The organism is Rapidithrix thailandica, from assembly GCF_039710355.1.
Lineage (GTDB): Bacteria > Bacteroidota > Bacteroidia > Cytophagales > Flammeovirgaceae > Rapidithrix > Rapidithrix thailandica.
Genome location: NZ_JBDKWZ010000001.1, coordinates 932695 through 945998, shown reverse-complemented (window position 1 = coordinate 945998; position 13304 = coordinate 932695). Strand labels below are relative to the sequence as shown.

9 protein-coding genes are annotated in these 13304 nt (G+C 43.0%); 2 read left to right on the top strand and 7 right to left on the bottom strand.

Annotated features, from left to right (window positions below; genetic code table 11):
* The first annotated feature begins 336 nt into the window (after window positions 1-336).
* Both AAG747_RS03500 and AAG747_RS03495 read left to right on the top strand, forming a co-directional pair.
* Window positions 337-1983: a pyruvate dehydrogenase complex dihydrolipoamide acetyltransferase gene (locus AAG747_RS03500; RefSeq protein ID WP_346819732.1), complete on the top strand. Its 1647-nt coding sequence runs from the start codon at window positions 337-339 to the stop codon at window positions 1981-1983.
* Window positions 1984-2154: 171 nt separating this feature from the next.
* A complete protein-coding gene (locus AAG747_RS03495) occupies window positions 2155-3144 on the top strand; it encodes an aspartate-semialdehyde dehydrogenase (RefSeq protein WP_346819731.1) in 990 nt (329 codons plus the stop codon).
* Between the two features lie 90 nt (window positions 3145-3234).
* Here AAG747_RS03495 and AAG747_RS03490 read toward each other — a convergent pair whose 3' ends face one another.
* The 7 genes from AAG747_RS03490 to AAG747_RS03460 all read right to left on the bottom strand — a co-directional run bounded on the left by AAG747_RS03490 (window position 3235) and on the right by AAG747_RS03460 (window position 13210).
* Window positions 3235-4527: a Na+/H+ antiporter NhaC family protein gene (locus AAG747_RS03490; RefSeq protein WP_346819730.1), complete on the bottom strand. Its 1293-nt coding sequence runs from the start codon at window positions 4525-4527 to the stop codon at window positions 3235-3237.
* Between the two features lie 328 nt (window positions 4528-4855).
* Entirely contained in the window at window positions 4856-6862 is a 2007-nt protein-coding gene (locus AAG747_RS03485; protein ID WP_346819729.1) for a GAF domain-containing protein, read from the bottom strand.
* Window positions 6863-7258: 396 nt separating this feature from the next.
* Window positions 7259-8395, bottom strand: a complete 1137-nt coding sequence (locus AAG747_RS03480) for an alkaline phosphatase (protein WP_346819728.1) — start codon at window positions 8393-8395, stop codon at window positions 7259-7261.
* A 274-nt stretch (window positions 8396-8669) separates the two neighbouring features.
* A complete protein-coding gene (locus AAG747_RS03475; RefSeq protein WP_346819727.1) occupies window positions 8670-10001 on the bottom strand; it encodes a peptidoglycan DD-metalloendopeptidase family protein in 1332 nt (443 codons plus the stop codon).
* On the bottom strand, window positions 9994-10383 hold the full coding sequence (locus AAG747_RS03470; RefSeq protein WP_346819726.1) for a BlaI/MecI/CopY family transcriptional regulator: 390 nt from the start codon (window positions 10381-10383) through the stop codon (window positions 9994-9996). The genes AAG747_RS03475 and AAG747_RS03470 overlap by 8 nt, the downstream gene beginning before the upstream one ends.
* Window positions 10384-10549: 166 nt before the next feature.
* Window positions 10550-11386 (bottom strand): endonuclease/exonuclease/phosphatase family protein, encoded by an 837-nt coding sequence (locus tag AAG747_RS03465; RefSeq protein ID WP_346819725.1) that lies wholly within the window; start codon window positions 11384-11386, stop codon window positions 10550-10552.
* Between the two features lie 78 nt (window positions 11387-11464).
* Window positions 11465-13210: a RagB/SusD family nutrient uptake outer membrane protein gene (locus AAG747_RS03460; RefSeq protein ID WP_346819724.1), complete on the bottom strand. Its 1746-nt coding sequence runs from the start codon at window positions 13208-13210 to the stop codon at window positions 11465-11467.
* Between the last annotated feature and the right edge of the window lie 94 nt (window positions 13211-13304).

The window sequence follows — 13304 nt, the reverse complement described above, 5'->3', positions numbered from 1 at the left end:
GCTCACTATGGTAATTCTCCATAAATGCTGTAATGCTATCCATATCAGTCTGGTTTTTTTAGACTAATATCAATCAACTGACCGTATCTTATTTACGGGGTGGCAGCTTTACGGATAATCATTTTTTCTTTTAAGGTTCCCAATGATTCCAAAAGAAACCAACCCATTAATAATCAATTATTTAACCCCTTGCAAAAAGTACCATTCGGCCTTGTTTTCAGCTCTTCGAAAGCCTGAAAAATTTAATGGCTTGACAAACAAGTTGGTACAATAAGTTTTAACTACTATTTTTGAGCTGGAAAACGGAAAATAAAATACATCTGATAATACAAAAATATGGCTGAAGTAATAAGAATGCCCAAGATGAGCGATACCATGACGGAAGGGGTAATCGCTTCGTGGCTGGTAAAAGTCGGAGATACTGTGGAATCCGGGGATATTCTGGCAGAGGTAGAAACAGATAAAGCTACCATGGAGCTGGAAAACTATGAAGACGGAACCATCTTATATATCGGTCCTAAAGAGAAAGAAGCAGTTCCGATCAACAGCGTGATCGCAGTGATTGGAGAAGAAGGGGAAGCATTCGAACATTTGTTAAATGACAATGGAGAAGAGGGAAGCCAAACTGCTACTTCTGAAGAGCCGGCCACTGAAGAAGCTCCCGTTGAAGAAGCGAGCACTGCCAGTGATGTAGATCTTTCGTCCATTCCTGCTACGGTCATCCGCATGCCGAAGATGAGTGATACCATGAAAGAAGGGGTGATTTCCTCTTGGTTGGTAAAAGTAGGGGATGAAGTAGAGTCCGGAGATATTCTGGCAGAAGTGGAAACGGACAAAGCGACCATGGAGTTGGAAAACTACGAAGATGGCACTGTATTATATATCGGTGTAGAAGACGGTGGCTCGGTAGCCATTGACGGTATCATCGCCATCATTGGAGAAAAAGGCACAGACTATCAGCCTTTACTGGACGCAGATAAAAATAAAGGGGCAGCCCCAAAAACGGCTCCCAAAAAAGAAGCGCCTCAAAAAGAAACAGTGCAAGTAGCCACTCCACAAGGCAAAAAGGAGAAACAAGAGGCAACTAAGCCCGCTCAAACGGCTACTACTTCACAAGCTACAGGCGGAAGAGTATTTGCCTCCCCATTAGCGAAAAAGATCGCAGAAGAAAAAGGCTATGACATCGCTAAAATCCCCGGTACCGGTGACAACGGCCGGGTAGTAAAACGCGATGTTGAAAACTACGTTCCTCAAGTCGAAACTCCGGCTACCGGGGTGGCCCCTGCCACTGCCGCAGGCCAGGAAAGCTATGAGGAAGTTCCGGTTTCGCAAATGCGGAAAGTCATTGCCAAGCGCTTGTCCGAAAGCAAATTTACGGCTCCGCATTTCTACTTGACCATGGAAATTAACATGGACAAGGCGATCGAAGCCCGGAAGAGTTTAAATGAAATTTCTCCGGTGAAGATTTCTTTCAACGATATGGTGATCAAAGCCGTAGCCGCTGCCTTGAAATCGCATCCTCAGGTAAATTCTTCTTGGTTGGGAGATACCATCCGTATCAACCATCACATCCATATCGGTGTAGCCGTAGCGGTGGAAGAAGGCCTGTTGGTACCGGTGGTACGTTTTGCCGACAGCAAGTCCCTCTCACAAATTTCCGGTGAGGTGAAAGAACTCGGACAAAAGGCAAAAGAGAAAAAATTACAACCCTCTGATTGGGAAGGCAACACCTTTACCATTTCAAACTTGGGAATGTTCGGTATCGAAGAGTTTACAGCAATTGTAAACCCACCGGATGCATGTATCCTGGCTGTAGGCGGTATCAAGCAAACCCCAGTGGTGAAAGACGGGCAAATTGTGCCTGGTAATGTAATGAAGGTAACCTTATCTTGCGACCACCGCGTAGTGGATGGCGTAGTAGGTTCTGCATTCTTACATACACTTAAACAGTTGCTGGAAGACCCTGTCAGAATACTCGTTTAATCCTAAAGGATTCCAGTAAAAAAGAGCTATTCTGGCAAAGGGCCGGGATAGCTCTTTTTTTGTGAGCCAACACGATCCAAACAAAAAACTATCGCCTATTCAGGCAAAAAAATAAGTTGCGTAAGCAAATCTGTATTATTTTTATATATTCAAATTTTAAAACAAACGAAAATGAAACTCGCAGTAGTAGGTGCTACAGGGCTCGTAGGGAACCAGGTCCTTAAAGTAATTCAAGAGAGAGGTTTCCACTTTGACGAATTGATGTTAGTGGCTTCACAGCGTTCTGTGGGCAAAGAGGTGGAATTTGCCGGAAAGACGTATACGGTTATCAGTATGGAAGATGCCATTGCTGCCCGGCCGGATATCGCTATCTTTTCAGCCGGAGGAAGCACCTCCCTGGAATATGCGCCAAAGTTTGCCGAAGCAGGCACCACTGTCATTGACAACTCTTCTGCCTGGCGGATGAACCCTAACAATAAATTAGTGGTACCGGAAATCAATGCAAGTGAGCTGACCAAAGAGGACAAGGTGATTGCCAACCCTAACTGTTCCACCATTCAAATGGTATTGGCTCTGGCTCCTTTGCACCGGAAATACACGGTGAAACGTGTGGTTGTGTCCACGTATCAATCGGTAACCGGAACCGGGAAAGCTGCGGTAGATCAATTGATGAACGAACGTCAGGGAATTGAAGGAGAAATGGCGTATCCGTATAAAATCGACTTAAACGTACTGCCTCATATCGATGTCTTTTTTGACAATGGCTATACCAAAGAGGAGATGAAAATGGTCAATGAAACCAAGAAAATCCTCGGAGACGACACGGTAAGAGTGACGGCTACTGCGGTGAGAATCCCGGTAATGGGCGGACATGCCGAATCTGTAAACGTAGAGTTTGAAAAGGACTTTGACCTGGATGAGGTCCGTCAGATTTTAGCGGCTTCCGAAGGAATCATTGTAGAAGATGATATTCAAAACTTGAAATATCCAATGCCTATCAATGCGCACAATCGCGATGAGACCTTTGTAGGAAGGTTGCGCAGAGACGAAACCCAACCAAATACACTGAATATGTGGATCGTAGCGGACAACTTGAGAAAAGGAGCTGCGACCAACACTGTGCAAATTGCAGAGTACCTGGTCAAAAACGAATTGGTTTAAGCTGTTTTTTGTAAACCGCTGAATAGAAAAGGCGCTGGGTGGGCAGATACCACTCAGCGCCTGTTTTTTTAGCTGTATTTTGACAAATTTCTAAACGGGTTCCTGTTTTTTCCTAAAAAACATAAAGCCCAAGGTGGCTATTCCTAATATATAAGGATAATATAAGTATTGCATAATTTCCAAGGGTGTAACGGCCTGTGCCGCTACGGCAAGGGCTGCCAATAATTGTGCTCCATAGGGCAAACAACCTTGTACAAAACAAGAAATCGTATCCAATATACTGGCACTTCTTTTCCGATCCACTTCATGCGCATCGGCAATCTCTTTGGCAATGGGTCCGGTGATGATGATCGTAATCGTATTGTTGGCAATACAAGCATTTACCAAACCTGTCAATACGGCAATGCCAAATTCCGCCCCGCTCTTACTCCGGATTCGTTTGGAAATTTGAGTAAGTACATAAGCTACTCCACCATTCATTCTTATTAACCCGACAATCCCCCCGATCAAGATACAAGTAATGCTTAACTCAAACATAGATGCCATCCCTTGATTAATGGCATTTACAGCCTGCCAAATATCCACCCCTCCCTCGATGAGGCCGATTCCCAACGCAAATACGATTCCCAAGACCAAAACCCAAATCACATGCATTCCTAAAAGAGCAGCTATAAAAATAAAGATATAGGGTGAAATTTTGATCAGGGAATACGAATAAGATGCCTGAACAGCAACATTCTCAGAAGGATTGAGAAATAGATATAGTAAAAGGGTGATTAAGGCAGCGGGCAAAGCTATTTTAATATTGACTTTAAATTTATCCCGCATTTTAATGCCTTGTGTCCGGGTAGCGGCAATTGTCGTATCCGAAATGATGGACAAATTATCCCCAAACATTGCTCCGCCCACCACAGCTCCCAGGCTCAAACCCAAGGACCCTCCAATTGATTCGTGCATGCCTACGGCAATCGGTGCGATAGCCACTATGGTGCCGACAGAAGTTCCCAATGAGATGGAAATAAAACAACTAATCAAAAACAAACCGATGACAAACAGGCTTGGTGAAAGGTAAGACAAGCCAAAGTGAATGGTAGACTCTACTGCCCCTATCGCCTTGCTCAAGGAGGCAAATGCCCCTGCCAATAGAAAGATCAGGCACATCAGCATAATGCCCGGGTTGCCCGCTCCTTTGGAGAACTCTTCTACTTTTTTAGCAAATAGCACCCGAGGGTATTGTAAAAAACCTACCACCAAGGCCACCATAAAAGCAACCAATACGGGCATCTTGTAAAAATCATCCAGAATCAGGGAAGTTACCAGATAGGTCAGTATAAATATAAGCAAAGGTAATAAGGCCCAAAAACGGCCTGTTCGAATTTCCATAAACGGTTTTATATGTAAAAAGCCCAAAATTAATATATCTCGGACTCTTTCTTAAATCAAGTTTGGAGTATTCGTGCAATGCTGAATAAACCCAGGTATAATGTTTTTAGAGATTAAAGTGGGTATATTTTTAGTTGCCAATACTTCACGAAACAGTGAAACAACCTTTCGCAATTTGACCGGGTGATTATTTGATTCCTCACCACCAAAGGGGGAAATGTCAGTTGTATCTTTCAACTCAAAATACTAAAACAAAAAAAGTCCGGAGCCATAAGCCACCGGATTTTACTAGTTGTGAGATGATTAGCAAATCAATGATTGTACAAAGTTAGCCTTCTTTGTTTTCAGGTATTTCAATATTGTGTTCGATAATTATCTGTTTCAATGAGTAAATTTCGCGCTCCAATTCATTTTTCTGCCGGTTCATTTCTTCCTGTGTAGCAATCAACTCTTCCGTATTTTGCCGCATTTCTTCTTCCTGGGCCCGCATCTCTTCGGCTTGTTGCTGTGAGTCTTCCAAAAGCATTTTGGTTTTTTCAGTGGTCTTTTCAGAGTAAATCACAGCTCCAATATTTTCCGCAACTTTGTCAATAAACTCTAATTCGAACTTATGATATTTCTCAAAGGAAGCAATTTCAATCACGCCGAATACTTCTTCGTTGACGATCATGGGAGAGATATAAATACTCCTGGGATTGGCCTCGCCCAGTCCGGAGGAAATATTGACAAAATGTTCAGGGATCTCCGTCAAATATGTAGCACTTTGCTCTTTCCAGGTTTGCCCGATCAGCCCCTCTCCTTTCTCAATGGACTTTTTCATGTGTTTTTGTTTGCCCCAGGCATAGCAAGCTGCTAGTTCTAACCGCTCACCCTCCACCAAAAAGATCGCTCCCTGATTGGCTTTGATGTATTTGACCAGTTCGCTGATAATATGTTGGGTCAATTCTACCAGCTCTCCCTGGTACTGCCTTTGCAAATTGCCAAACATCGCCAAACCTTCGGTCACCCATTTGCGCATTTGCTCTTCATTATCCACCCTTTTCAGGTTGTCTCTCATTTGTACCAAAGCTTTCCCTAAAATATCCTGATCACTCAGCGGGATAAATTCCACCCCAAAATTCCCCTTTCCAATTTCCGAAGCAAAAGAAGCCGTTTGTTTCAAGCCTTCGGTCACCCTGTTTAGTGACTGGGCCATCTTGCCTATTTCGTCAGTCCGCTCGATTACCACATCCGGATGTTGCCCCTCGGCCAGTATATTCAAATCCAAGTTCATTTTGTTGATCGGTTTGATCAGATGGTTCGTAATCAACATCCCTACCACGATACAAAGCAATAAACCGGCCAACAATAAAGTCCATTCGGTATGAATCAAGGAAGTAATATTGCGATTCATCGTTGAAGCATCTTCTGTCAACAAGGCATTTTGTTCTTTGACCATCAAATCCAATTTCTGTAGAATACCGGCAGCAGCAGGAGCAGCTTTCGTTCGCAACCAATATTCTGCATGGTTCCATTCTTTACTTTGCCGCATTTGAATGGCGTCAGGATACAAACCGGCCAGTTGGTTCCGGCTCTCCCGGAGTTGATAAAAATGCTCGGATTGTGCAGAAGTCAGTAGGTCTGTATTTTCATTTAGAATGTTGAAGTTTTGTTGGTTTTTCTCCCAAAACTCATGGAATGCATTTAAATAATTCTCATCTCCACTCAGCAAATAGGTTTGTAAATTGGCGGCAGAAATCCCAAAAGTCCCCCGGACATTGGCCATAATCCCCAAGATATATTTTCTTTCCCGGCTGGCTTTCAACTCCCCTTCCAAATCAATCAATGCGGTAATATTTGTATAAAATGTATTGACCAAAGGTTTGATCTCCTGCTTCATGATCTTCACCGCCGGATAGTTTTCTTCCGAAAAGGCAATTTCTTCAATTTCCTGTTGATACCCTCTGAAGCGCTCTACTTCGTCCCAAATCAATCCTAAGCGAGTAATGTTGTCCGGATCGGTCCAATGGACCGAAGCTTCGTTCAGTTGGGCTATGGGTAAGTCAATCTCATTTTCCCAAGCTTTCCTTCTTTCTTCTTTAAACTTTGCATCGCCTAAAATCACCCAGCCTCTTAAAGCCGCCAACGAATGATTAATCCCATTCATCAACGCCAAACTGGCATTGGACGTGGGCATCCGGGTCTTTACAATTTGTTGTTGCAAACTCTGAATGGAGCGCACACTGATCTGTGTAATCATGACCAATATCAGAATTACCAAACCAATGATAGAAAAAGCTCCCACCATTTTACCTTGAATTGTCCCTTTGAACCAGGAAATAAGTTTAAAAACCATTATCAACAGAAAATAAGTTTAACAATACATGAGTGGTATGATATACACCAATGAACCACTACAATTAGGAAAATCAGATAAAGGGCAATCTGTTTTCCACATTGTTATAAAAACAAGTACTTTCCGAAATAATATTCAATATTTTTACCTTCATTCAGGTATTAATAAAATACTGAAATGTATCTTTCAAAGTGAGAAAAGGAAGAGGGAATATTTATTTTTGCCTGCAAATGGTTCTAATCGCAATTTTTAAGACATCTAAGACAGATTACCGGATTTTTTCAGGGAAGAGTTGTTAGCATGTACGTTTTTACGTGAAAATACATTTCCTACAGGTGTTCATGCAATAAAAAAAGCCTGGAAAAATCCAGGCTTTCCAAACAAGCGTTTGCCTTCTTAATTTGCTGCCTTACTCCATTGAGCCGCTTTCAGTGCTTTGTGGAAGACTTCGGTATTTTCATAAATCCCTCTGAAATCATCTGAACCGGGTCCGAAAGCAAACACCGGAATCAGTGTAGCGGAGTGCCCTCCAGTAGAGAAAGAAGGATCGATATCATCATAGTCATCGTATTTCAATCCGAAGGGTTTCACCTTTTTCTTTCCGGCCAAGGTAAACCCACCGGTTTCGTGGTCGGCTGTCACGACCACTAAGGTATTGCCATCTTTTTCGGCAAAGTCCAATACTTTTCCAATGGTTTTGTCAAAGTCAATCACCTCGTGAATGATGTATTCGGCATCATTGGCATGCCCCCCCCAGTCAATCTGAGAACCTTCTACCATCAAGAAGAAACCTTTCTCATCTTGAGAGAGATAATCCAAAGCCATTTGCGTAGCATTAGGCAAAAAGTCGCCTCTTCCCTCTTGCATTTTAGGCATCCCGTCATCCGCTAATAAATAGCCGTATTTTTTGTCTAATAACAGCTCTGCAGGGCGCTCCAGCTTCGTAGAGTCCATAATAAACCCATTTTCTATCAAACTGTCATAGTAATTCAACCCGTCTTTACGTTTGCTGAAAAACTCTAATCCGCCCGCTGCAAAAAAGTCTACGGCAGAAGTGGGTAAGTAAGCCGCAATTTCTTCGTGCAATTGCCGCGACTTCACATGCGAAAAGAAAGACCCTGGAGTAGCGTGCGTGATGGAAGAAGTCGCCACCAAACCACTGCTCAAACCTTGTTCCGAAGCAATTTCCAATATGGTCGTCACTGCCGCCGTGTCCGCTCCTACTCCCATAGCACCGTTATACGACTTTACTCCAGCCGAATATGCCGTAGCACCAGCAGCAGAGTCCGTAATTTTATGACTGCTGGACGATGTCTTGACAAAGCCAATATTGTTAAAGCGCTCAAAATTGGGTTTGTTGTCATTATAAAAAAAACTGGACGATACCTGGGAGAGTCCCATACCGTCTCCGATCAAAAAGATGACATTTTTTGGTCGTTTGGGTGTTTGTTTTTCTTCGGCTTGTTGCACCGGTGCCTGACAGCCCCACAACAAGGAAAAAATCATTCCGACAAGGAGAATCCTCTTAGTCATAATCGTTCTTTTATTTAATTCCAGAATAGCAATGAATTGCCAAAAATACCAAATGCAATTGTGAATTGCTGCTCAATATTCATTGTATTCATCAAAAAATAATAGTTAAATATAATTGGCTATCCTCTATTCATACAATTGTCATCCTTTACTTACTCAGTGGTAAAATAGTTTCTTTCCTTTTATCTAAAAAAAAATGCCCGGACAAAACTGTCCGGGCCATTGTACCTGCCTAATCTTTTTCATCAAGCTCAATTATCAGATACAAATACCTTTACTTTCCCAGATAATCAGCCGGATTTACATGAATTCCATTCTTAAGGACTTCATAGTGTAAGTGTGGCCCTGTGGACATTCCCGAACTGCCAACCAAGCCAATCACTTCACCCCGTCTTACTTGTTGTCCTTCTTTTACTTCTATCGAAGACAACTGGGCATATACCGTTGAATACTGTTCACCATGCTTGACAATGATATGCTGACCATAGCCTTTGTGAGTCGTATCCACTTTGGCAACTACGCCATCGGCCGTAGCCATCACCTTTACCCCCACTTCAGCACTAAAATCCATGCCTTTGTGCATTTTTTGCTTTTTGGTAATCGGATGTTTCCTCATCCCAAAGCCGGAAGTCATTTTATTACATTCCCCTTCTTTGATGGGTAAAATCGAGGGAATATTTCTCCCTTCAAATAACACCTCTGTTTCCATAAACGGCAGCGCTACACTGTTAGCCGTATTTTGATATGAGAAAGCCATCAATAAAAACCCTAGAACAGGCGTCATCAGGGTATATTTCACGAGGCTCCAAGTAGCTGATTTTGATTTGGTCATCATGGTAATCCGGTTTTTAGTGGAAGAATAAAATGAATGGGCCAAAGAGGATATATTCCGATGTAATACTTCTTCGTATAAGGCCTGCATATAGGTAATTTTGCAAAACCCACGATGTAGTACTTCCCTGTCGGCCAAATATTCATGGGTTTGTTTCAGCGATTTTTTTAAGAAATAAATAAAAGGGTTGAACCATAAGAATACTTGCACCACCTCCACTACCAAAAGGTCAAAGGAATGCCATTGGTTGACATGGGCCTTTTCATGAGCAAAAACATAAGAGCCCTGTATTGGGTTTACATACTTTTCGGGCAGTACTACCCAACGGAAAAAAGACAAAGGCTGGGCGATCTTTTGAGACACCACTAAGCGTACCCCTTCCTTTTTTTGTATTTCCCCGGAATGTACCACCCGGTACAAGAGCCGGCCCTGCATCACAAAACGCAACCACATAACCACCATTCCAAGCAGGTATATAAGCATCAAGGCACTTCCCCAGTCAAAAGCACTTACTTCGTCTATTTGCAATTGTTCTTCTGAAAAAGGGCCTGCCGGTAACTCTCCCAAATCCATCCACTCTTCTTGAATACCGGACCAGCCTACAGGCTTAGTCAAATTCAACAAAGGAATTGTCCATGAAAGCAGTACCGTACCCAACAAGTACAGCCGATTGGCAATGAGAAATGTCTCTTTTCTTAAAAACAAAAAGTAAATACCATACAACAAGGTCAGGCACATACTGACTTTGCATAAGTACACAAAAAAGTCAGTCATTGGGATTCTGGTCTTTGAGTTGTTGGATTTTGGTGTCTACGATTTTTTTGATCTCTTGAAGCTCCGAGATATTCAAATTGTCATCATCCGTAAAATAGGAGGCAAAACCGGATAAGGAACCGTTAAAAAAACGGCCTACTATTCCTTTAAAGTGGGTTTGAAAGTATTCCTTCTTTTTGACCAAAGGAAAGTATTCATGGACTTTCCCATAGGTATTGAACCCAATAAACTTCTTTTTGACCAACACCCGGATCACCGTAGATACCGTGGTATAGGCCGGTTTCGGTTCGGGATAGGCCTCTACAATATCCTTTAAAAACGCTTTTTCGAGCTTCCATAGGTATTGCATGATCTGTTCTTCTGCTTTGGTTAACTCTTTCATAGCTCAAACATATAACTATATTTATAATAATACAACTATTCAAATAATTTTATTACTATTTATATAGTAATATACTTTCAAATACTCTCTTTTCAGGCATAAAAAATCCCCGTTTGGCTGATATAGTTCAGCAAACGGGGACTATTACCTTTCTGTTAAGTTACTATTAATCAGCCAATAAACGCAAAGAGGCCATTACCGGAAGGTGGTCAGAGGCATAGCGTTCTTCCACCACTTTATGTTCCAATGTTTCAAATTGTCCGGCAGGGTCAAAGGCAATGTAATCGATCACTTTGGTTCCACCGCTGGCAGGGTAGGTGGCTGGGCAGTCCTGACAAGTGCGGGTATACGTAGCATCCAAGAGTTGAATTTCTTCTTTTTCAGGAGTAGCGTTCAGATCACCGGCTATCACCAAGGGCAAAGTTTCCTCTGAGGCAATCCGGTTGAGTTCTTTCACCTGTAAAATCCGGTTGGTAGCGTTGGACTGAGCATCCAAGTGTGTACTGCCAAAGCGAATACTTTTTCCATTGGGTAGCAATACTTTGGCAGAAGCCAGAATCCGGGGTTCGCCATTGGTCCCTTCTTTTGTCGGAAGGCGGTCTACTCTTGAATCAGATAAGGGGTATTTGGATAAAATAGCCACTCCGTATTCTCCTCCTTGGTAATCAATGGCTTTTCCAAAAAAGTAATGCATCCCGAGTTGTCCGGCAATTTCCTTCGCTTGGTTCACATTTCCGGAACGCTTGGTCAGCACATCCACTTCTTGTAAGGCGACCAGATCCGGAGCTTGCTCCCGGATCACTTGAACTACGGCATCCAAGTCAATAAAATCATTGGGTTTTGAGGGAGGGTTTGCATGGTGAATATTAAAGGCCATCACCTGAATACTTTCTTCGGTAACGGGATCTTTTTCCGGTTGCTCTCCCTCTGATGTATTTGCCTCATTACACGACAACGCACTCAACGCCAAGCCTATCAGCCAAAATATAAATGTATTTTTCATCTTCATGTATTGATTTTCAATTATCTAAAAATAAAATACGATATATCCCACGGTTAAAACCGTGGGATATAAGGTTGCTTATTCCGGCCAGCCCGGATTTTGGGTCAGGTTCCCGTTTAATTGAAGTTCCTGATATGGAATCGGGAAGAGATAATCCCTGGACTCGTTAAAGCTCTTGGAAATATGTGGATTGATCAAAATCAGGCCGCCACCGGAAGCATTTTCCAAATCGATTTCGCTACCTAATTTCAATAATTGCGCACCGGGTACTGTAGGCTTTTCGCCTTCATAGATCACCAAGTCAACCGTTCCGTTCTGGTCCAAATCGTACTGCCCCGGCCCCGGAAAGTACATCCCTTTGTACTGGCGAGTTAACAAATGGCCTTCTTTCCAACGCATCAGGTCATCCCAACGAAACATCTCCATCACCAACTCAATGCGTCTTTCCCGGCGGATTTCCAAAATCACTCCTTGATTTGCTCCGGTCACCTGTTGGTATTGTTCGCTCATATAAGCATCCGGATTGGCATTAGCCTCCGCAAGTTGCAAAGCAGGCATACCTACTCTCGCTCTCAATTGATTGATAGAAATATCCAAATCACTTTGCGTAAGCGTTCCCAGTTCCGCTTTGGCTTCGGCAAAGTTCAGCATCATCTCGCCCAGGCGGAATACAGGCATATCGTTATGCGATCTGTTATTGGAATCATTAGAAGGTTCGGTCACAAATTTGATCAATTGGTACCCGGTAACGCTGGCTCCAAAATCCGGCACCTCCGTTACATTGTTCCCAATACGGGTATACCCCGGTGTGCGTACGGTTTGTGCCAAGCGGGGATCGCGGTTTTGCACCTCCTCATAAAACTGCATTTTATCATACTCCGGGATATCGGTAAAGCGAGACCCGTCTTTCATCAGATAACTATTGACCAGGCTTTTTTCCAGTCCCGGTCTCCCGTAGGATGCCGTGATGGTATAGTAATTTAAGTTGTGATACAATTGAAGTTCAGCACTATATTTCCGGGCCAGAATCACTTCCGATTCGACTGCATCCGTAGCGGCAAAAAGTTCCAGGTATGCTTTCTCCGGTTCGCTGGTATACAGGGAATACGGTCCGTTGTTAATCAGTTCTTCCGCAGCCTTGGCACTCTCTTCTAAAAACTTATCCGCATCCGGTAAATTAAACTCCGTATGATACTTGCGGAAGGTGCCTTCAAAAAGACAAAGCCTTGATTTCAAAGCCAAAGCCGTCCATTTATTTACTTTTTCACTATTGCGTACATCGGCTAAATGCTCCACGGCAAAATCAATATCTGCCAACACCGAGTCCATGACCAAGGTGCGAGGGTCTCTGGCTTTGGTAAGGTTTTCGAGATCATCCGATTCGATCACTTTGCCATACCATGGCACATCGCCAAAGCGTTTCACCTTTTTAAAATAAAACCAGGCTCTGAAAAAGCGGGCTTCTGCCGCATACGGCTTTACCTCTTCGGCCTTTAAGGTTTTGTCATAATTTTCTAAAAAATAATTGATTTTCCGCAAATCTCCCCAACTCCATCCTCCTCCGCTGGTAGGGACTGTCCGGTTGCCTGTCAGCTCACTGGACAAGGAGGTTTTGATAATATTATCCACATCTTCATTATAAATACCCGTAGCCGAAGGAACCATACTATACATGGAGTTCAAATACAGCCTCAGGTCTTTTTCATTTCTGAAAAACGTTTGGGGAGACAACTCGGAAAGCGGATAGCGCTCCAGAAATTCATCATTACAAGCAGAAACCGTAATGAGCAACAACAAAGAGAGAATGATTTTAAATTTATTCATTGTGAATTGTAGTCTTAAGTTAGAGAAACCGGAAACAAGGCCTACCCGGAGGCGTAAGTTTCCGGGCAAGCTGATACGACTTGTACAGCAATGC

What these genes read in the sequence shown, in the direction of transcription:
- AAG747_RS03500 (WP_346819732.1), top strand. Translation starts at nt 337, where the DNA reads ATGGCTGAAGTAATAAGAATGCCCAAGATGAGCGATACCATGACGGAA.
- AAG747_RS03495 (WP_346819731.1), top strand. Translation starts at nt 2,155, where the DNA reads ATGAAACTCGCAGTAGTAGGTGCTACAGGGCTCGTAGGGAACCAGGTC.
- AAG747_RS03490 (WP_346819730.1), bottom strand. Translation starts at nt 4,527, where the DNA reads ATGGAAATTCGAACAGGCCGTTTTTGGGCCTTATTACCTTTGCTTATA.
- AAG747_RS03485 (WP_346819729.1), bottom strand. Translation starts at nt 6,862, where the DNA reads ATGGTTTTTAAACTTATTTCCTGGTTCAAAGGGACAATTCAAGGTAAA.
- AAG747_RS03480 (WP_346819728.1), bottom strand. Translation starts at nt 8,395, where the DNA reads ATGACTAAGAGGATTCTCCTTGTCGGAATGATTTTTTCCTTGTTGTGG.
- AAG747_RS03475 (WP_346819727.1), bottom strand. Translation starts at nt 10,001, where the DNA reads ATGACTGACTTTTTTGTGTACTTATGCAAAGTCAGTATGTGCCTGACC.
- AAG747_RS03470 (WP_346819726.1), bottom strand. Translation starts at nt 10,383, where the DNA reads ATGAAAGAGTTAACCAAAGCAGAAGAACAGATCATGCAATACCTATGG.
- AAG747_RS03465 (WP_346819725.1), bottom strand. Translation starts at nt 11,386, where the DNA reads ATGAAAAATACATTTATATTTTGGCTGATAGGCTTGGCGTTGAGTGCG.
- AAG747_RS03460 (WP_346819724.1), bottom strand. Translation starts at nt 13,210, where the DNA reads ATGAATAAATTTAAAATCATTCTCTCTTTGTTGTTGCTCATTACGGTT.